General features: G+C 61.8%; 19 protein-coding genes. 6 read left to right on the forward strand and 13 right to left on the reverse strand.

All coding sequences use genetic code 11. From position 1 onward, the window contains the following. Positions 1-3 precede the first annotated feature (3 nt). The 5 genes from AC0VX3_RS15495 to AC0VX3_RS15515 form a co-directional block, all read right to left on the reverse strand. Entirely contained in the window at positions 4-789 is a 786-nt protein-coding gene (locus tag AC0VX3_RS15495; protein WP_475521262.1) for a phytanoyl-CoA dioxygenase family protein, read from the reverse strand. Then, positions 782-2,767: a KedN5 family methylcobalamin-dependent radical SAM C-methyltransferase gene (locus tag AC0VX3_RS15500; RefSeq protein WP_475521263.1), complete on the reverse strand. Its 1,986-nt coding sequence runs from the start codon at positions 2,765-2,767 to the stop codon at positions 782-784. Before AC0VX3_RS15500 ends, AC0VX3_RS15495 begins: the two co-directional genes overlap by 8 nt. A gap of 270 nt (positions 2,768-3,037) precedes the next feature. Beyond that, entirely contained in the window at positions 3,038-3,757 is a 720-nt protein-coding gene (locus AC0VX3_RS15505) for a GntR family transcriptional regulator (protein WP_475521264.1), read from the reverse strand. Further along, the gene (gene argE, locus AC0VX3_RS15510; RefSeq protein WP_475521265.1) at positions 3,754-4,932 is read right to left on the reverse strand and encodes an acetylornithine deacetylase; all 1,179 of its coding nucleotides are present in this window, start codon (positions 4,930-4,932) and stop codon (positions 3,754-3,756) included. The genes AC0VX3_RS15505 and argE overlap by 4 nt, the downstream gene beginning before the upstream one ends. Before the next feature lie 7 nt (positions 4,933-4,939). Further along, positions 4,940-6,124, reverse strand: a complete 1,185-nt coding sequence (locus AC0VX3_RS15515) for a M24 family metallopeptidase (RefSeq protein ID WP_475521266.1) — start codon at positions 6,122-6,124, stop codon at positions 4,940-4,942. A gap of 208 nt (positions 6,125-6,332) precedes the next feature. On the opposite strand from AC0VX3_RS15515, the gene eutB reads away from it, so the two are divergent. The 6 genes from eutB (at position 6,333) to paaK (ending at position 12,843) form a co-directional block, all read left to right on the forward strand. Continuing rightward, positions 6,333-7,340, forward strand: coding sequence for a hydroxyectoine utilization dehydratase EutB (gene eutB / locus AC0VX3_RS15520; RefSeq protein ID WP_475521267.1), 1,008 nt, complete (start codon positions 6,333-6,335; stop codon positions 7,338-7,340). After that, positions 7,330-8,325, forward strand: a complete 996-nt coding sequence (locus tag AC0VX3_RS15525) for a cyclodeaminase (protein WP_475521268.1) — start codon at positions 7,330-7,332, stop codon at positions 8,323-8,325. The genes eutB and AC0VX3_RS15525 overlap by 11 nt, the downstream gene beginning before the upstream one ends. Positions 8,326-8,479: 154 nt before the next feature. Further along, a complete protein-coding gene (locus tag AC0VX3_RS15530; protein ID WP_475521269.1) occupies positions 8,480-9,847 on the forward strand; it encodes an aminotransferase in 1,368 nt (455 codons plus the stop codon). Between the two features lie 427 nt (positions 9,848-10,274). Beyond that, a complete protein-coding gene (gene paaG / locus AC0VX3_RS15535; RefSeq protein WP_475521270.1) occupies positions 10,275-11,069 on the forward strand; it encodes a 2-(1,2-epoxy-1,2-dihydrophenyl)acetyl-CoA isomerase PaaG in 795 nt (264 codons plus the stop codon). Positions 11,070-11,082: 13 nt separating this feature from the next. Further along, positions 11,083-11,508 carry a hydroxyphenylacetyl-CoA thioesterase PaaI gene (paaI, locus tag AC0VX3_RS15540; RefSeq protein WP_475521271.1) on the forward strand — a complete coding sequence of 142 codons (426 nt, stop codon included), beginning with the start codon at positions 11,083-11,085 and terminating at the stop codon, positions 11,506-11,508. A 24-nt stretch (positions 11,509-11,532) separates the two neighbouring features. Further along, a complete protein-coding gene (gene paaK / locus AC0VX3_RS15545) occupies positions 11,533-12,843 on the forward strand; it encodes a phenylacetate--CoA ligase PaaK (RefSeq protein WP_475521272.1) in 1,311 nt (436 codons plus the stop codon). A 110-nt stretch (positions 12,844-12,953) separates the two neighbouring features. Here paaK and paaZ read toward each other — a convergent pair whose 3' ends face one another. From paaZ to AC0VX3_RS15585, 8 genes are all read right to left on the reverse strand, one after another. Next, positions 12,954-15,002: a phenylacetic acid degradation bifunctional protein PaaZ gene (paaZ, locus tag AC0VX3_RS15550; protein WP_475521273.1), complete on the reverse strand. Its 2,049-nt coding sequence runs from the start codon at positions 15,000-15,002 to the stop codon at positions 12,954-12,956. Positions 15,003-15,038: 36 nt separating this feature from the next. Beyond that, a complete protein-coding gene (locus AC0VX3_RS15555) occupies positions 15,039-16,112 on the reverse strand; it encodes a 2Fe-2S iron-sulfur cluster-binding protein (RefSeq protein ID WP_475521274.1) in 1,074 nt (357 codons plus the stop codon). A 34-nt stretch (positions 16,113-16,146) separates the two neighbouring features. After that, positions 16,147-16,656 carry a 1,2-phenylacetyl-CoA epoxidase subunit PaaD gene (gene paaD, locus AC0VX3_RS15560; RefSeq protein WP_475521275.1) on the reverse strand — a complete coding sequence of 170 codons (510 nt, stop codon included), beginning with the start codon at positions 16,654-16,656 and terminating at the stop codon, positions 16,147-16,149. A 4-nt stretch (positions 16,657-16,660) separates the two neighbouring features. Then, positions 16,661-17,437 carry a 1,2-phenylacetyl-CoA epoxidase subunit PaaC gene (gene paaC, locus AC0VX3_RS15565; RefSeq protein ID WP_475521276.1) on the reverse strand — a complete coding sequence of 259 codons (777 nt, stop codon included), beginning with the start codon at positions 17,435-17,437 and terminating at the stop codon, positions 16,661-16,663. Beyond that, positions 17,437-17,721: a 1,2-phenylacetyl-CoA epoxidase subunit PaaB gene (paaB, locus tag AC0VX3_RS15570; RefSeq protein ID WP_342894811.1), complete on the reverse strand. Its 285-nt coding sequence runs from the start codon at positions 17,719-17,721 to the stop codon at positions 17,437-17,439. The genes paaC and paaB overlap by 1 nt, the downstream gene beginning before the upstream one ends. Before the next feature lie 23 nt (positions 17,722-17,744). Next, positions 17,745-18,224, reverse strand: a complete 480-nt coding sequence (locus AC0VX3_RS15575; RefSeq protein WP_475521277.1) for a DUF3291 domain-containing protein — start codon at positions 18,222-18,224, stop codon at positions 17,745-17,747. Between the two features lie 7 nt (positions 18,225-18,231). Beyond that, on the reverse strand, positions 18,232-19,236 hold the full coding sequence (gene paaA, locus AC0VX3_RS15580; RefSeq protein WP_475521278.1) for a 1,2-phenylacetyl-CoA epoxidase subunit PaaA: 1,005 nt from the start codon (positions 19,234-19,236) through the stop codon (positions 18,232-18,234). Positions 19,237-19,365: 129 nt separating this feature from the next. Then, a complete protein-coding gene (locus AC0VX3_RS15585) occupies positions 19,366-20,160 on the reverse strand; it encodes a PaaX family transcriptional regulator C-terminal domain-containing protein (protein ID WP_475521279.1) in 795 nt (264 codons plus the stop codon). Positions 20,161-20,343: the final 183 nt, after the last annotated feature.

The raw sequence follows: 20,343 nt of genomic DNA on the forward strand, positions 1-20,343 counted from the left end.
TTGTCAGGTTTCTTCCCGGGTCAATTCCCGGTGAAAGACATCGAAGTCGTTGCGTCCCGTGTGATCCTTGCCACGCAGCAACCAGAGCGCTCTTGGTGAAAACAGCTCCATGTCGATGTAGGAGGTGCCGGGAATGTATCTCATCGCAAGCGCAGCGCGGCGATGGGCGGACCGGTTCGGATTGGATCCGTGGACCAGGAAAACATCGAGAAGCGCAACCTGCCCTGCTTCGAGTTCAACGTCGACAATACTGGTTTCGTCGATTTCTTCCGGTTTGACCTCAAGATCGAGGACCTGGCCCTCCCGCGCCTCCCGCAAATGGGAGAACAGCCTGCGCTCGCGGTGGGACCCCGATATCACCCGAAGGCAACCGTTGCCCACCGTGCACGCGTCCAGGGCCAGCCATGCGGTGCAATTCGCCAAGGGGCGGATCGGCCAGTAGTAGCCGTCCTGGTGCCAGGGCACGGCCATGCCGTCGCCGGCCGGCTTGCAGAAAAGCTGGGCGCCCCAGAGAATGATGTCGGGGCCGATGACATCGTTCACGAGATCGACGATATCCGGATCCCGCGCGATATCCAGAAAGCGCTGGTCTCCGACGAGGCCCTGCGGATTGCGGCCCGGTTGATGGATGTTCACCAGCCGCTCGGGCCTGACATCGGGATTGGCCTCTATGACGCTCTCCACCGCGCGATGAAGGGTCGACAGACGGTCTGCTCCGATCTTGTGACCTGTGATCAGAAATCCCTGCCGGTTGTATGTTTCAACGTCACTGGACGAAAGTTTAAGCATGGCTGACCCGACTTGTTCTGGTGCTGGTTTCCTCGATTGTTCCGTGTTTCCCGGAGCTTGTTCCGGCGCCGGGGTGGCCGGGCGACAGGGTCTGACTGCGACTTCGGTTCGCAGCCTCGACCATGGCCCGGGTCTTGCCGACGTATCGGGGGGCAAATTCCTGGTTGGCGAAACAGCGCTGGAACCCGGTGCGAAAATACAGGCCGCCCGCAGCACGGACACCCCGCGACAGATTCCTTTCGCCTGCCTTGATGCGGCGAACAAGTTCGGGAACGTCGCTGGAGATCTCCTGGCAGTCGATAACGTAGAAACACTCTCCTTGGACGGTCTCGACCGCCGGCTCCTGTTGCAACCGCCAGTCGGGCCGTTCCAGATCGTCGTATATCGGGCGGGTTGCCAAATCGTAGGCGAAAATGTCGTCCAGCAGTTCCGCGTGCGGTGCCGGCACCAGGGGCCTTATCGATTGCGTCCACCAGGCAAGGAGCATGTCCGTAACGCCGGCTTCGGTGTAGAAAATCCGCAGCCCCGCAGTGTAGCGCGAGGCATCAAGGCTGTCCGCCATCTGGTCCCGGACGGCACGGAGCAACCCGGAGATCCTGTCGGTCTGGGCGTCGATCCAGGTGTCGAGGGCGAGAAGAACCTGTGATTGAGACATTCCGGCCAGCTTCAGCAGCGGTGACCAGATGTTCCGAAAAACCGAGTTCTCGGACAGGATGCGCGCCCAGAACAGAAACCGCATCATTTTCCTGTTGTCGTCAATCGTCATGGCGTCGTGGCTCAAGACACGTTCGAAGTCATCCTCGAGCGTGCGCAACGTGACCAGTCCGTGGGCTGCACGGTTGTCGGCGTAGTGGGAATTCGGCAGAAGCAGGAGCGGATACACCGCGATACAGGAAACCTGTTCCGCAAGACGGTCATACCCCTCGATAAAACCATCATAGGTTTCGCCTGGAGCGCCCCAGATCAGTTCGGCGTAACTGTCCACCCCGAGTGCATCGAGACGGTCCACCGCGCCTTTCCATTGATTGATCCGCATGTTCTTGCGGCCCATGTGTTGCAGCGTGTCTTCGTCGAGTGTCTGCAGGGCCAGGGTGAACGTGCTGCACAGGCCGGAACTTTTCACCAGATGGACCGCCTCGAAGAAGGTCTCCGACTTGTTCTTGGACCACGAGGTGATGAGATGACGCGGGAACCCGTGTGTTTCTCGCGCCTGAATGATGTCCTCGATGAACACGAGATCGGCTTCGCGCATCCCGAAGTTCGCGTCACAAAGGACCAGGCTCTCAATCCCGTGCCAACCGAAAAAATCGAGTTCGGCCTTCAGGCGTTCGCGCGAGAAGGCGCGGACCTTCTGTCCGATGGCCCCGCCCCAATAGCAGAAGGAACAGGCATAGGGGCAACCGCGACTGGTTTCCATCAGGGCCGCGTCATAGCGAAACCGGCCAGCGGCGTCTTTCATTTCAATGGCGCCGGAGAGAAACGGAGACGGTATCCGGTCCAGGGTGCCGATGCGGTCGCGGGGTCTTGTCGTGCGCACCGTGCCGTCGCCGGCGGCAAAGGAGATACCGTCGATGCTGTCCAGTTCGGTGACACGCCCGCCGGCGACACAGGCGCGCAGCAGGTCGCAAAAGACGAATTCGCCTTCTCCATTGACCACGACGTCGACACCGCGCCATCTGGCGAGCACCCGTTCGGCCTGATGGGCGACATGCGGCCCGCCGAAGACCACCCAGCCGGACGGATTGATTTGCTTGAAGGTCTCCGCGAGCCGTCCGAAAGCCTGGATGTTCCAGCCGAATACTGAGAATGCCAGTATGTCCGGCATGGGACCGCTGAACAGGCGCCGAACCATCTGCTGAAGGGTCGCGCCGCCGCCGAAATTGGCAATCCTGACATCGACTTCGCGACCGAGAAGTTCATCGGCGTCGACCATGGCCTTGAGGTAGCCCATGGCAAGCGGCATTGTTTCGACAGGCATGTCCCAAACACCCTGCTGGACGAGGCAGGCGAGTCGTTTTCGACCGATTGCCGTTTGCTCAGGCACCCTTTCTCCAATTCGAGCACTGGTGATGCGGAATGGGACGTCGGCGATTCCATGCGATGTCAAGAAATCAGAGGGTCAGGCTAAGTCCGCGTCTGGCTGGTGTCATGTCCCAGGTTGCTTGTTTCAACCGAGTTCGAAACGGACTGCCCGAGGCGATCCGGCGATCACCTTCGGGATTGCGCCGATGGAACAGCCGCCGAGGTTTCAGGCGATCGCATCCAACTTCTTGTGTTTGCGCAACCGCTTGAAGCCCATGGACAGATGCGCCCGCCTGATCAGGGCGGCAGCTTCCAGATCGTCGGAGTTGACGGCAGTCGTGATCTCTTCGATCTCGCTGCAAAATACCTTTACCTCGCGCTCGAGCGCCGCTTCCGGGATCAAGGTCAGCCAGATGCGGCAGGTCTGGTAGAACAGTTTTTCCGAATGATCGCGCAGTGGCTGATTTTCGCTCAAAAGCTGAAACACATGAAAAAAATCGATGTTCAGTCGCGCGAACTCATGCCGGTCCAGTTGTGCGCGCAGCACCGCCGCCCGACGGTTCATCGCGCCGAATTCCTGCAGCAATGCGTCATTCACAGTCGCCGGCGACAGTCTGCCGGTGAGTTCGTTGAGTTCCAGGCGCAACTGGTAAACCTGGGCAAGCGCGTCCAGATCGACATCGGTCACAAGCGTCCCGATCCCCTGTTGCGATTGCAGCAAGCCGTCCGCTTCCAGGATCTGCAAGGCCTTGCGCAAGGGCGACCGGCTCACGCCGAACTCCTCGGCCAGCGCTTCTTCGCCGAGCTGCGTTCCCGGCGGATAGACAAGCGTGCAGATGCGGTCGCGCAGAACCGAATACATGATCTGGAAGCGTTCCTGCGCGCCGGCGGCGTTTTCGAGCCTGAGCGCGACGTCGGCGGCACTGCTGTCGGGCAAATCGGTCATGCCGGATGCACCAGCGTTTTCTCAAGTCCGGTCAGCATGTCCAGGCACTTGTCCAACTGGTCGAGACTGACAAATTCATCCGGCTGATGGGCCTGGGCGATCGACCCGGGTCCGCATACGACGACGGACATGCCAAGGGCCTGGAACAGGCCCGCCTCGGTGCCGAAGGCGACCACGTCGCACAGGTTCGCGCCGGTCAGTGCCCTGACGATGTCCCGCGCCTCGTTCTCGTTCATGACGGCGAGCCCCGCCACTTCACCGATGACCTCGGTGACGATGTCCGCATCCGGGCAGACAGCCCGCATGCGCGGCAGCAGATCATCCCGGCAATAGGCTTCCAGCGCGGCCTTGACCTGCTGCGCGTCCGCCTCGCGGACAGGGCGCATCTCCCACTCGACGGTACAGTGACGGGCTATGACATTGCGCGCGGAGCCCCCCTCGATCCGGCCGGTCTGCAGGGTCGTCCAGGGCGGCGAGAAGCGGGCACTGTCGGCGCCGGTCTTCAGGCGCATGTCTTCGGCGAGTTCAAGTATCCGGCCGATGAACCGGGCAGCGACATGGATCGCGTTAACGCCCTTCTCCGGCTCCGAGCCGTGACCGTCGGTACCGTGAAAGGACGTGGTGTATTCATAGCAACCCTTGTGGCCCTCGATGACCCGCATTTCGGTCGGCTCGCCGATAATGACGACCGAGGGCAGCAGCTCCGACCGGCGAAGGTCCTCGGCCAGTTGCCTCGCGCCGAAACAGCCGACCTCCTCGTCATAGGTCAGGGCGAAGTGCAGCGGCCGCCTCAGGTCGAGCGCCGCATATTCCGGCGCCTTGGCAAGGGCGGCGGCGATGAAGCCTTTCATGTCACACGCCCCCCTGCCATGAAGCCGCCCGTCCGCTTCGCGCATTGAAAACGGGTCTCCGCGCCACTCGGCGGGGTCCGCCGGCACCACATCCGTGTGACCGGACAGAACCAGACCGCCGGCCGTTTCGGGGCCCAGGGTCGCATACAGGTTGGCCTTGCTGCCCGTGCCGTCGCCGGACACGGAGACCCTGGCCCCGCAGTCCTCCAGCAGATTGGCCGCGTAGGCGATCAGATCCAGGTTGCTGTCGGCAGATACGGTCGGAAACCCGATCAGCTTGTCCAGAATCTCACGTGTCGAAGAAAGCAGATGCGATGCCGCCATGGCGCCCTCAGGTCTTGACGAACAGGCGCCTGGGCCTGTCGCAAAGGCATTCGGCCGGGCCCGCCTCGCGGATCAGAATGCTCTCCGTGATTTCCAGGCCCCAACCGTCCATCCACAGGCCCGGCATGAAATGGAAGGTCATGCCGGGTTTCAGAACGGTGGTGTCCTCGTCCCTGATGGAAATGGTGCGTTCGCCCCAATCGGGCGGATAGGAGATGCCGATCGGATAGCCCGCCCGCGCACCGCGCTCAATGCCGGCCGCCGCGAGCGGCCCGGCAAGTGCCCGCGCTATGTCGCCGGCGGTGTTTCCGGCCCGCGCTGCGTCCAACCCGGCTTCGAGGCCGTCTATGAGCGCTTTTTCGGCGTCGAGAAGATACCGGGGCGGCTGGCCGAGAAAGACGGTGCGGCACAGGGGCGCGTGATAGCGGCGGAAGCAGCCGGACAGTTCAAAAAACGTCGCCTCGCCCTCCTGCATGAACCGGCCGTCCCATGTCAGGTGCGGCGCGGACGCGTCCGCGCCGCTGGGAAGCAGCGGCACGATGGCCGGGTAATCCCCCCAGGCGTCGTCGAGGCCCCGGATGGCATCTGCGTAGATCTCCGCAACAAGATCCGCCTTGCGCATACCCGGCTCAACCCGTTCAAAGACCCCGTCCATGATCTTCTCGGAGATCCGGGCGGCCTTGCGCATGAAAACCAGTTCTTCGGCGGATTTTTCGGCGCGCAGCCAGTTGACCATGCCGGTCGCGTCGATGAACTCCGCATTCGGCAATTCGTCGCGCAAGGTCAGGTAGGCCTTGGCCGAGAAATAATAGTTTTCGAGTTCGACCCCGATCCGTTTGCCGGAGTAGCCCCCGGCATCAAGGTGGCGAGCGAGATCCTGCATCGGATGGCGTTCTGTCGACTGAATGAAATTGTCGGCATAGGCCGCGACGTGGTCATCATCCATCCAGACCGTGCGCCTGGCACCATTGGCATCCTGCAGCCGGCCCCACCAGACGGGGTCGTCGTCGAGAAAAACGATCACCCCCTGATGCACGTAGAAGGACCAGCCGTCATAGCCGGTCGTCCACGCCATGTTCGACGGATCCTCCAGGAACAGGACGTTGATGCCGCGCCTTTCCATGTCGGTTCGGATCAGCGCGAGACGGCGCGCGTATTCTGTACTGGAAAACGGAAGATCCAAACCGGGCATGGCCATTCCTGTCATGTTTAGTTGTATACAAATGAAATCACTTCACGCCGTCTGGCAAGCTTTTTCTTCGGTATTGACGGCTGTAAACAAGATATCTAGCTTCGTTGTACACAAATATGCGCCGCGACTGACTCGACACGTCAGCCAACGCATGCCGCGACCGCAACGTACGACGCGCCCGCAATGACGCGAACCTGGTAGAGCTGACATGAACCTGACCCTTGCTGACATACTGGCGGCGCGGCAAATCCTTGCCGGAGAGATCGTCAGGACGCCCTTGCTGCCCTCCCCCTTCATGAGCGGTCTGACGGGAGTGCCGTTTCACCTCAAAATGGAGACAATGCAGCCGACCGGGGCCTTCAAGTTGCGCGGCGCAATGAACGCGGCCCGCAAGGTCGCCCCCGAAACCCATACGCTCGTTTGCTGCTCAACCGGCAATCACGGGCGTGCGGTCGCTTTTGCCGCGCGAGCCCTGGGGCTCCGGGCCGTGATCTGCATGTCGTCTCTCGTGCCGCAGACCAAGATTGACGCGATCAAGGCGCTTGGCGCCGAGATCAGGATCGTCGGGACCAGCCAGGACGCGGCGCTTGCCGACTGTCAACGCTTCGCAGGCGAACAGGGCTTTGCCGAGATTTCGCCCTTTGACGATCCCCTCGTCATCGCCGGGCAAGGCACCGTTGGCCTCGAGATCCTTGAAGATCTGCCGGGCTTGCAGACGTTGCTGATACCGCTCTCGGGCGGTGGTCTGGCCGCAGGAGCTGCCCTGGCGGCAAAGTCCATCAACCCGGCGATCCGGATATTCGGGCTGACCATGGACCGCGGCGCGGCAATGAAGGCCTCCCTCGACGCCGGTAAACCCCTCGAGGTTACGGAGGTCGAAAGTCTCGCGGATTCGCTCGGGGGCGGCATCGGCCTGAACAACAAGCTGTCCTTCCACATGTGCCGAAAGCTTCTCGACGCGGTCGTTCTTGTCACCGAAGAGGAAATCCGCCGGGCCATGCAGGTTCTCTACCACGAGGAAGGCCATGTGGCGGAAGGGGCCGGCGTCGTCGGCATCGCAGCGTGTCTCGCGGGCAAACTGCCGGATTTCGATGGTCCCGTGGCCACGATCCTTTCCGGACGGAACGTGGACATGACCCGGTTCACCAGTATCGTGACCGGTCAGGACGTTGACCTCGGCGACTATCATCTGAGGGGCACTTCCTATGCCGCATGAGATCATACTCGTGACAGAGCCTGACCTGCGCCGAACCGTTCATCTCGATCTGGACGTCATCGACCGCATCGAGAATGCCTTTGCCAGTCTGGCGGCGGGCCAGGTGGTGATGCCGCCGGTCCTGTCGATGTCGCTGCCGGAGATCAATGCGGAAGTGGACGTCAAGACCGCCTATGTACCGGGTCTCGACGGGTTCGCTCTGAAAATCTCTCCAGGCTTTTTCGACAATCCGGGCCTCGGATTGCCAAGTCTCAACGGTCTCATGGTGCTGCTTTCGGCGAAAACGGGTCTGGTCGAGGCCGTGTTTCTGGACAATGGCTATCTGACGGATATCCGGACGGCGGCGGCGGGCGCGGTCGCGGCCCGGCTTCTGGCTCCATCAAATGTCACCACCGCCGGGGTCCTCGGCACCGGCGTGCAGGCGCGCCTGCAACTGGTTGCCGCGGCAAAGGTCCGTCCGTTCGGAAAGGCGCTGATCTGGGGGCGCGATGCCGGCAAGGCCTCGCGTCTTGCAGCGGACCTGAGCGCTGCGCTTGGCATCGACGTTGCGGCCTGCACGGACCCCGCCGATCTTGTCGCCCAATGCCAGCTCGTCATCACCACGACACCCGCCCGGGATCCCATACTGAGCGCCGACTGGCTGCATGCCGGTCTTCATGTCACGGCCATGGGATCCGATCAGGAGGACAAGAACGAGCTGGACCCCCGGATCCTCGAACGCGCTGACGCAGTGGTGTGCGACCGGATCAGCCAGTGCGAAACAATGGGGGAACTGCGCAGCGCGCGCGCGGCGGGACCACCGGGCAGCCTGAGCAATGTCAGTGAACTCGGCAACGTCATCACCGGAGCCGCCGCAGGCCGCCGGTCCGATGACGACATTACGGTCTGCGACCTCACCGGAACAGGGGTTCAGGATACGGCAATGGCGACACTGGCGCTCGAAAGGGTCAGGCGCGCCCAGGCCGGAACGACCGTTTTGACCTGACGACACACTCGATTCACTTTCCGGACACATGCGCTCCCTAGCTCCGAAACGGAAAGCATGAACCGGCTGGAAATTCTCGAAACACTCATGAAATCAGGACCGACCGCAGGAACAGGCTCATGACGGCCCCTGCCTTCTGAATAAAGGAAAGACCATGCTGAAGAACGATCACCTCGACGCCTGGGACCGCGACAATTTCTTTCACCCGTCAACGCATCTGGCACAGCACGCGCGCGGCGAAAGCCCGAACCGGATCATGACAGGCGGTCAGGGCGTCTATATCGAGGACCGCGACGGAACCAGGCTGCTTGATGCCTTCGCAGGGCTTTATTGCGTCAATGTCGGGTATGGCCGCACCGAAATTGCCGAGGCCATTGCCGCCCAGGCCCGGGAGCTGGCCTATTACCATTCCTATGTCGGTCACGGCACCGAAGCCTCGATCACGCTCGCGAAGATGGTTCTCGACCGCGCGCCGGACAACATGTCGAAAGTCTATTTCGGCCTCGGCGGATCGGATGCGAACGAGACCAACATCAAGCTGGTCTGGTATTACAACAACATTCTCGGGCGGCCGGAGAAGAAGAAAATCATCTCGCGCTGGCGTGGCTATCACGGCTCCGGCCTGATGACCGGTTCGCTGACCGGGCTGGAGCTGTTTCACAAGAAGTTCGACCTGCCGCTCGACAAGGTGCTGCACACGGTCGCTCCGGACTACTTCCGGCGCGACGACCTGTCCCTGTCGGAAGCAGAGTTCGTTGCCTATTGCGCCTCGGAGCTTGAAGACCTGATCGCGCGCGAAGGCGCGGATACGATCGCGGCCTTCATCGGCGAGCCGGCTCTCGGAACCGGCGGGATCGTGCCGCCGCCCGCAGGTTACTGGGACGCGATTCAGGCAATCCTGAAGAAACACGACATTCTCCTGATCGCGGATGAGGTCGTGTCCGGCTTTGGTCGGCTCGGCAGCATGTTCGGATCCGGCCACTACGGTATCGAAGCAGATTTCATCACCATTGCCAAAGGCTTGACATCGGCCTACGCGCCCCTTTCCGGGTCAATCATTTCCGACCGAGTCTGGAAGGTTCTGGAAGACGGAACCGATGAATTCGGCCCGATCGGCCATGGCTGGACCTATTCGGCGCATCCTATCGGCGCGGCCGCCGGTGTCGCCAATCTGGAGCTGATCGACCGGCTGGACCTGGTCACGAATGCGGGAAATGCCGGAAGCTATTTCAAGAAGGCTCTGGAGAACGCACTCGCAGATCATCCGAATGTCGGCGATATTCGCGGCGACGGCCTGCTGTGTGCGGTGGAATTCGTGGCCGACAGGGACAGCCGCACCTTCTTCGATCCGTCCGCAAAAACCGGCCCGCAAATCGCGGCCGCGCTGCTGAAGGAAGGTGTTGTCGGACGCGCGATGCCGCAAGGCGACATTCTCGGGTTCGCTCCGCCCCTGTGCATCACGGAAAGCGAAATCGACCGGGTCGTTGCAGCCACCGTCACGGCTGTCCGCTCGGTTCTCTGACGTCTTTTCAGAGTTGATTTCAGTCTCAAGCGGTCGCCTTGTTGGCGACCGTTCGGGCCACTCCGGCGAAAAATCCGATATCTCGATGTTCCAATTCGAGAGGCAGGTCGAAAGAATAATTATCCGCAGTGGATTTACGAGTGAACATGGCGCCCTGACGCTGGCAGATACCGGTCCAACCAGCAGCGTTCAAAGTAAATATCCGCAGAATCGCGTCAGGATGCCAATCGCCGGTACTGGTCTTTTTGACAGCCGCAATTCAGCGAGCCACGTGAAGGATCGCCGGAAAACGCCGCCAAACCGGGCGTTCCCACCGGTCCGGACCGGGTTTGGCGAAATCTGTCTTTGACGGGGCGTTTTTCACATGCATTAATGTCACAAATTTTTGGCTATTTCAGCTAATTGTGTGATGCTTTGGGAGGAGCGCATGGCAGACACGGAGACAGTTCTCGCACATCAGCGGGACGGTTATCTTCTTGTAACTCTGAACCGGCCGGACCGGCTCAATGCCTTCAATGAGGACATGCACCATGCGCTGCGTGGTCATCTGACCGACGCAGAAGAGACAGCGGATATCCGGGCGGTGCTGCTGACAGGTGCAGGCCGGGCGTTTTGCGCCGGCCAGGATCTTTCCGACCGGGACATGCGCGCAGGCGGCGCGGCTCCGGACCTCGGTGTCACTCTGGACACTCTGTACAATCCGCTGGTGCGGCAGATCAGGTCGATGAACAAACCGGTCGTCTGTGCCGTCAACGGCGTGGCCGCAGGGGCTGGTGCGAATATCGCACTTTGTTGCGACATCGTCCTTGCCGCGCAATCGGCGCGCTTCATTCAGGCCTTTTCGAAAATCGGGCTGGTTCCCGATTCCGGCGGCACCTGGCTGCTGCCGAGGCTGATCGGGGAAGCACGCGCCAAGGCGCTTGCCATGACGGGCGCGCCACTCGACGCAGAGACCGCCGCGTCCTGGGGACTCATCTGGAAATGTGTTCCCGATTCCGAACTCATGACGGAAGCAGGCAATCTTGCCGGGCAGCTTGCGGCCGGGGCGACCAGGGGCCTTGCCCTGACCAAACAACTGATCCAGCAAGCCGCCGGTCAGCCTCTCGACCAGCATCTGGATTCAGAACGCGACGCGCAGCGTCAGGCCGGACGGACCGCCGATTACAAGGAAGGTGTGACCTCCTTCCTGGAAAAACGCCCTGCCCGCTTTTCCGGCTCCTGAACAGGATATTTCAATGACCCCGAACGAACTTGCCGAGGCCTGTGCGCAGAGCATGTGGAGCCGGGACACGGCTTCGCAGGACCTCGGCATGAGCCTCGATCATGTTGAAGCCGGCCGGGCTGTCATGTCCATGACCGTCACGAAAAGCATGACCAACGGACACGGCACCTGCCACGGAGGTTATCTTTTCACGCTTGCCGACAGCGCCTTCGCATTCGCTTGCAACACCTACAATCAGGTCACGGTCGGACAGCATTGCACCATGAGCTATCTGGCGCCGGCCTATCTCGGGGACCGTCTGACGGCGACGGCCAGTGAACGGTCCCGCGTAGGCCGGTCCGGCCTGTACGACGTTACGGTCAGCAATCAGACCGGCGGGATCATCGCCGAATTTCGCGGCAATTCACGAACCACAAAAGGCACCATTCTGCCGGAATGATGCGGCCGCTCAAGGGAGAAACCCATGGAAAATCTGGCTCCGCGTCCCGGAGATCTCGAACCTGTTGAAACCGCAAGCCGGGACGAGCTGTCAGCGCTGCAACTGGACAGGCTGAAATGGTCTGTCGCCCATGCTTATGAAAACGTCCCGTTTTTCAGGAAGCGGTTCGACGACAAGGGCGTCCACCCGTCAGACCTGAAAACGCTTTCCGACCTGTCGAAATTTCCCTTCACCACCAAGGCGGATCTCAGGGACCATTACCCCTTCGGCCTGTTCGCGGTACCCCGGGACAAGATCGTGCGCATTCACGCCTCGTCGGGCACGACGGGCAAGCCGACGGTCGTCGGCTATACCGCCAATGACATCGAGATGTGGGCCAACCTGGTGGCCCGGTCGATCCGCGCGTCCGGTGGCCGTGCCGGCGACATCATTCACGTGGCCTATGGCTACGGCCTGTTCACCGGGGGGCTCGGAGCGCATTACGGCGCCGAGAAAATGGGCTGCACGGTCGTGCCCGTATCAGGAGGCATGACCGAACGCCAGGTCACGCTGATCCAGGACTTCAAGCCGCGCATCATCATGGTGACGCCGTCCTACCTGCTGTCCATCCTGGACGAATTCCGCCGCCAGGGCATCGATCCGCGCGAAACCTCGCTGGCGACCGGCATCTTCGGAGCGGAACCCTGGACGAACGCCATGCGCCAGGAAATCGAGCAGGCATTCGACATGCATGCGGTGGATATTTACGGTCTGTCGGAGGTGCTCGGCCCGGGGGTCGCCAACGAATGTGTGGAGTCCAAGGACGGTCTGCATATCTGGGAAGACCATTTCTACCCGGAAATCATCGACCCGCAGACCGGCGACGTTCTGCCAGACGGCGAAATCGGCGAGCTGGTATTCACGACGCTGACCAAGGAAGGCCTGCCGATGGTCCGCTACCGGACGCGCGACCTGACCCGTCTTCTGCCGGGCACGGCGCGCAGCATGCGGCGGATGGAGAAGATCACCGGACGGTCCGACGACATGATCATCCTGCGCGGGGTCAACGTGTTTCCGACACAGATCGAGGAACAGATCCTGAAGTGCGAAGGGCTTTCACCGCATTTCCAGATCGAACTCGGCAAATCGGACCGGCTGGACGTCATGACGGTCCATGTCGAGGCCGTGCCCGGCGCTGCCTCGGCGGATCATCGCGCAGGCTCCGCCAGGGAGCTGGCCCATCACATCAAGAGCATTGTCGGTGTGACCGCCCGGATTGACGTCACCGAACCCGGTGCCGTCGAACGGTCAGCCGGCAAGGCCAAACGGGTGGTGGACAACCGGCCCAAGGGTTAGGTCCGGCACCACCGCTCGACCGTGAGTTCAGCCGCTCCGGCACGAAAGCGACAAGCATCATTCAGCCGTTCTGGGAACTTCGGAACGGCTGAATTTGTATGCGGTCACAATCAGGCCCGCTCGGTCCATTCCTTGGCGACCAGGGTCAGGACGTCATACTGGGCGACCGGCTCGTCGTCCTGATTGGTCACCTGGCAATCCCATCGGACCTCGCCGTAGTCGGCCGATATGCGCGGCGAGATTTCCTTGGCCGTGAGCTGGACCTTCAACGAATCGCCCGCGTTGACGGGGGTCAGGAAACGCAGGTTGTCGACGCCGTAGTTGGCCAGGACCGGTCCCTCGTCCGGATCGACGAACAGGCCGGCGGCGAATGAGACGATGAGATAGCCATGGGCCACCCGGCCTTCGAAGAACGGGTTTCGTTTCGCTGCTGCCTCATTCATGTGGGCATAGAACGTGTCACCGGTAAAGGTCGCGAAATGTTCGATGTCCTCAAGGGTCACCGGCCGCGATCTTGTGACCAGGCGATCGCCGATCCTGAGTTCGGCAAGCGATTTTCGGAACGGATGCAGGGCGTCCTCGCGGCCAGGAGCGCCGGTGACCCACCGTCCGGTCACGGCCCCCAGAAGCTCCGGCGCGCCCTGAACCGCCGTGCGCTGCATGTAGTGCTTGATGGACCGCAGACCGCCGAGTTCCTCGCCGCCGCCGGCCCGGCCCGGCCCGCCGTGTACCAGCATCGGTAGCGGCGAGCCGTGCCCGGTGGAAGACTTCGCGCTCTGCCGGTTTCCGATCATGATACGGCCATGGAACGGCGCCATGGCAAGGACCGCCTCTTCCGCCACAGCCGTATCGTTCGTGAACAACGAGGCAACCAGGGATCCCTTGCCCTTGCGGGTCAGTTCGACAGCGTCTTCCAGCGTATCGTAAGGCATGAGCGTTGCAACCGGGCCGAAGGCTTCGACGGAATGCACCGCCTCGCCCGCCATGGGTCTGTCGCAATGAAGCAGCACGGGGGCGGTGAATGCCCCGTCCCCCGCTGCAGTCGATGCGGAGCCCGGCACGATCTCCGCTTCCGATTTCAAATCCTCGATGCGGGCATGGACTTCTTCGCGCTGCTGGAGGGAGGCGAGCGGCCCCATGGTGACCGCCTCGTCCCGCGGATCTCCGATCCTTGCCTTTGCGAACCGCTGTGTCAGGGCATCGGCAACCGCAGGCGCAAGTGCTTTCGGCACGATCACGCGGCGGATCGCGGTGCACTTCTGGCCTGCCTTCGCGGTCATTTCCCGGGCGACTTCCCTGACGAACAGGTCGAATTCCGGATCTTCCGGCGCAACGTCCGGACCGAGCACGGCCGCGTTCAGACTGTCCGCTTCCATGGAAAAACGCACCGAGTTGCGGATGATCGCCGGGCTCCGGCGCAACATCTGGCCGGTTGCAGCGGACCCGGTAAAGGTCACGACATCCTGTTCTGAGACGTGATCGACGAGATCGCCCGCCGATCCGCAAAGAAGCTGAAGCGCGCCTTCGGGCAGGATGCCTATCTCCACGATATGGCGCACCATCAATTCCGTGAGATAGGCTGTCTGGCTGGCCGGCTTCACCAGACATGGAACGCCCGCGATAAGGGCGGGAGCGATCTTTTCCAGCATGCCCCAGCAAGGGAAGTTGAAGGCATTGATATGGATCGCTATTCCCTGAAGGGGTGACAGGATGTGCTGCGCGGAGAAGGTGTTGTCGGGCGAGAGCGGCTCGACGGCTCCCTCGGTGAAGACCCGGGTGTTCGGCATCTCCCGCCGCGCCTTGGAGGAATACGCAAACAGCGTACCGATGCCACCTTCGATGTCGATCCAGCTGTCCTTGCGGGTCGCACCGGTGGCAAAGCTCTCCAGATAGAAAGCCTCTTTCTTCTCCATCAGCGCCTGCGCGAGGGACTTCAGCATCAGGGCGCGCTCGTGGAAGGTCATTGCGCGCAGCGCGCGGCCGCCCCGGTCACGGCCGAAGGCGAGCGCATCGGCAAGATCGAGGCCGGAAGACTCTATCGTTGCGACCGGCTGCCCTGTCGAGGCGTCCAGCAAGAGTTTGCCGTCGCCCTTGCCGGCCCGCCAGGTGCCGGACAGATAGCTTTCCAGTACGCGGACCTTGTGCGGATGAACTGTCATGAGAAAACTTCCAGATTTTGGACACGGCACTGCCGGTCAGGCATCGTAGGTGACAACCAGATGTTTGGTCAGTGGCCGGGACTGGCAGGTGAGCACATAGCCGTCGCGGATCTCGTCGTCCTCGAGCGCATGGTTGGCCGCCATCTCGACCTCGCCCTCCAGGACCTTGCCGCGGCAGGTCGAGCAGACGCCGGCACAGCAGGAATAAGGCGCGTCGATGTCGTGACGGTGGGCGGCTTCCAGAATGGTTTCGCCCGGTTCCATGTGGATTTCACGGGTGGTGCCGTCGATGGTCAGCCTCAGGTCGGCGTCCTTTGCCCTGCCGTCGGTGACCGCGGGCCGCTGTGCCGCCGGCAGACGTCCGGGCTGGTCCGACTTGAACAGTTCCTGCCTGATCCTGTCCGCCGCGACGCCGCGCTCCTCAAGGCTCGCGCGCACGGTGTCCATCATGCCGTGCGGGCCGCACAGGAACGCCAGATCGATGTCCTGCGGATCGATCAGCGTTTCAAACAGGTCGGCAAGCTTCTGTTCGTCCACCCGGCCGGAAAACAGCTCGGTGTCCTGGGCATCGTTGTTCAGGATGTGAATGACCTGCAGGCGGCCGAGATACCTGTTTTTCAGATCCTCGAGGTCTTCACGGAACATGATCGACGACACCTGGCGGTTGGCGTAGACAAGCTTGAACTGCGCGCCGGGCTCCCGGGCCAGAACTGTCTTCAGGATCGACAGGACCGGGGTGATGCCGGAGCCGCCGGCAAAGCCGACATAGAAGCGGTCCGTTGCGGGTTCGATCGCGGCGTTGAAACTGCCGAGCGGCGGCATCGCCTCGACGACCTCACCGACGGCAAGATTTTCATTGGCCCAGCAGGAAAAGGCACCGCCGTCGACCCGCTTGATACCGACCTTCAGGTCGCCATCTTCCGTGCCGGAGCAGATCGAATAACAGCGCCGCACCTCGTGGCCGTCAAAATCCTTTCGAAAAGTCAGGTACTGGCCCTGCCTGAAACGGAACAGATCCTCTTCGCCCGGGGGCGGTTTCAGGGTCACGACGACCGAATCCCGTGTGTCCGGCGTCACGCCGGTGACTGTCAGGGCATGAAACCGTGACATGCAGAACCTCCCAAGTTTGTTTCCAGGCCGCCGGTCAGTGGCATTTGAAATAGTCGAACGGTTCCAGGCAGGCGCGGCAGCGGTAGGCGGCCTTGCAGGGTGTGGAGCCGAACTGGCTGATTTTTTCGGTGTCGTGCGAGCCGCAACGCGGACAGGCAACCGTAAAGGTCTCCTTGCCGGCCAGACGTGCAATCCGGCCCCCCGCGGCAGTGCTGCGCGTCCCCGTCACAGGAGGCGCGATGCCGTAGTCCTTCAGTTTTTGCCGGCCCGCCTCACTCAGCCAGTCGGTGGTCCAGGGCGGATTGAGTTTCTGGTCAAGGCGCAGATTGTCGATCCCGCAAGAGCGCAGCTTGGTTTCAATGTCCAGACTGATCACGGCGGTGGCCGGACAGCCGGAATAGGTCGGGGTTACGGTGACCACCAGCGTGCCCTCCTGCCAGCAAACATCCCGGATAACACCGAGGTCGGTCAGGGACAGGACCGGAATTTCCGGATCCGGGATCTCGGACAGCCATTGCCAGACGGTGCTTGTCGAAGCCTGCATGGTCTCACCACACCGCGCCCGGATAGGCACGCTGCAGAAACTGCATTTCGGTCAGCATGTGCCCGAGATGTTCCGTGTGGCGTCCGGTGAGACCGCCGGTATGGGCGAAATCGGATGCCGGCGGTGTCAGACCGGCTTCGGAAAACACCGCGTCGATGGTTTCCTGCCATAACGGCCGGAGCGTTGCCGGATCGGGCGCAAGACCTGCCTTTTCCATGGCGGCGTCAACCGCATCGGAGACAAACATTTCGCCGGCATAAGGCCAGAGCCTTTCGAGCGCGTCCTGCATCCGCCGGTGGCTTTCCGGAGTGCCGTCCCCCAGGCGAATGACCAGGTCGGCAGACCGGTCCAGATGATAGGCGGTTTCCTTGCCGGCCTTGGCGGCAATCGCGGCGACCCTGTGATCCTGCGAGGTTTCCAGAGCCTGCAACAGTTTTACCTGAAACGCGTCGATCAAAAACTGGCGCATCAGCGTTCTGCCGAAATCGCCGTTCGGCTGTTCGGCCAGCAGAAGGTTCCGGAAGTCCCAGGCATCGCGCAGATAGGCCAGTTCGTTCTCGCCGCGTCCCGCGCCCTCCACCTCACCGGCCAGGCTCAGCCACATGCGCGCCTGCCCGATCAGATCGAGCGCGATATTCGCCAGCGCGATATCTTCCTCAAGTGCCGGAGCATGCCCGCACCATTCCGAGACACGATGCCCGAGCACGAGGGCCGTGTCGCCGCGGCGCAGGAGCCACTCCAACAACATATCGTTCGCGACCTTGTCGTTCGTCTCGACCATCACATCTTTCCGACGTCTTCGGGGATGTCATAGAAGCTCGGGTGCCGGTAGACCTTGTCCATCGACGGTTCGAACAAGGACCCCTTGGCATCCGGATCCGAGGCGGCGATCTGCGCGGACGGAACCACCCAGATGGACACGCCTTCCTTGCGGCGGGTGTAGACATCGCGCGCGTTCTTGATTGCCATTTCGGCATCCGGCGCATGCAGGGAGCCGACATGGCGGTGGTTCAAACCATGCTGACCCCGGATAAAAACCTCCCAGAGAGGCCATTCCTTTTTCATTGTTTTTCCTCCAAGCAGGCCTGCTACGCCGCCGGGTTTTCACAGCGGGCGGACCGCCACAGGTTTGCGTCCGCAACATGATCCCAACCGAAAGCATGATCGGACGAACCGTGCCTGTTCAGATGCTCCAGCCTTCCCCAGGCTTCCGTCAGGGTGGGCCGATGGCCGATGTCCACCGGCCACATGACGAAATGCATCTTCTCCATGACTTCGAACCAGTCGGCGCGCCGCTCGTAGATCCGCTTGTGAACGGTCTTGAAGACGAAGTTTTCGAGGGTCCCGACGCTTTCCCAGACGGACAGGTTGGGGATGACCGAAGGATCGCCGTCGACAACAGCCGTGTAGTCGCCGGCCTCTTCCTTCAGGCGCCAGACAAAGCCCGGGCTGCGCTCCGCAGCGGCATTGACCCGGTCAAGATTGCCGACGAAATCGGAGACCCTGGGATCATTGATATCGTAAAGAAGGCGGGCGACATTGAGTTCCGCGATATGACGTCCGGTCATGTCTCTCCTACTCCGCTGCTGTCTGGACGGCGCTGCCGGCGGCGGACCGCTTGTCGGCATACGCCATCAGTCCGTCACGCACCCAGGCACCGTCTTCCCAGGCACTGACCCTGGCTTCCAGGCGCTCGCGATTGCAGGGACCGTTGCCCTTCAGGACTTCAAAGAACTCGTTCCAGTCGGGTTCGGAAAAATCGTAGCCGCCCTTGTGCTCGTTCCACACAAGGTGCTCGTCAGGTACGTTCAGGCCGAGATATTCGGCCTGCGGCACCGTCTGGTCGACGAATTTCTGCCGAAGCTCGTCATTGGTGTTGATCTTGATCTTCCAGGCCATGGATTGCGCGGAGTGGACCGAGTCCTTGTCCGACGGACCGAACATCATCAGCGAGGGATACCAGAACCGGTTCAGGGCATCCTGGGCCATGCGGCGCTGATCGGGTGTCCCGCGTGCCATTTTCATCATGATGTCGAAGCCCTGCCGCTGGTGGAAGCTCTCTTCCTTGCAGATGCGGACCATCGCGCGTGAATAGGGGCCGAAGGAAGTGCGCTGCAGGGGGACCTGATTCATGATCGCCGCCCCGTCGACAAGCCATCCGACGGCACCGATGTCGGCCCAGGTCAGGGTCGGGTAGTTGAAAATGGAGGAATATTTCATCTTGCCGGCATGCAGGAGTTCGATCAACTCGTCCCGGCTGACACCAAGCGTCTCCGCCGCGCAATAAAGATAAAGCCCGTGCCCCGCCTCGTCCTGGACCTTCGCCAGAAGAATGGCCTTGCGCTCCAACGACGGCGCGCGCGTGATCCAGTTGCCTTCGGGCAACTGACCGACAATCTCGGAATGGGCGTGCTGGCCGATCTGGCGGATGAGCGTCTTGCGGTAGCCTTCCGGCATCCAGTCGGTCGGCTCTATCTTTTCGCCGCGATCGATCCGCTCCTGAAAGGCGCGTTCCTCGGCGGACATCTCGGAGATGTCGCGCAGCTTCTTCTCGTCGGTCTTTACCATCTGGGCATACATGACGCCCCCTCCCGTCATGTGGACTTTCAGGAAGGATACCCCACAAAGCATCACAGAAAAAGCGATATTTCCGAAAAATGTGTGATGTATTGAATCTGCATGCCTCTGCCGCGCAGCAAACCGCCGTGCTCAACCGCCGGAGGCGAGCATTTCCATACGATGGCGGACAGCCTCGGGTACTTCCGGAAGGGGGCCCTGCCGGGCCAGCAGATGCTGACCGATATAGGCGTCCGCCGGTGCGGACAGGCGCCGGTAAAGCTCCGCGAACAGGGAACGCGCGGCGAAACCGGGCCAGGCATCGGGCAGAACGGAAAGCGGCAGGCGGGGATCACGCAGCCGGATGTCGCGATAGGCGTGAACAAGTGCGAGCCGGAAGAGCAGCGCCGTTTCCTGTGTGGCAAGCTCCTCGGCTGCGGCCAGCATCGGCTCGAACCGCGTGACAAAGGCCCCATAGGCGTCCGCGATGCCGTCGAGTTGAAAGGTCGTTCTGACCAGCCGTTGCAGATCCTCGCCACTCGGCGTCAAAGCCCGGGATTGAAACACGGTCCCCAGCAAAGGCTGGCCCGGACGGTCCGCGCCTGCATAGACATGCCCGCCAAGCAGTCCAAATCCGTGCCGGATCAGAACCGCCTGGTCGGCAGAGTCCGGACAATGGGTCAGGATCCAGCCGCAGTCGCCGTCCGCCGGACCGAAAAACAGCTCCGCCGCCAGATGGTATTCGTCCCTTGCGCCCGGTGTCAGACCGTAGAAACTGCGCCGGCCTTCGCGCTCCCCTTTGAGCTGGCCCTTGGTGACAAGGCGCGAGACGGCGGTCCGAACAAGGGACTCATTGACACCAAACCCGCCGCACAGGCTGATGAGATCCCCCATCCACAACACACCGCCACGCGGTTCGACGATGTCTCCATAAATGGTGACGATCAACTGTGCAGCCTTCGGCGGGCAAGGATGCAGGAAACGGTTTGCCATTGGTTCGGCGCTGGTAAGCATTCGTATTTTGATCCGACTGATTTGTCAGGAGCTTACCCCTCCCCCCGCGGCAAACCAAGGGGCCACGAACGGAGTGCTTGTTGAACATGCATATCCGGCTTGCACAGGACACACCTC

This window comes from Roseibium sp. QJM3NY_11 (genome assembly GCF_056173175.1).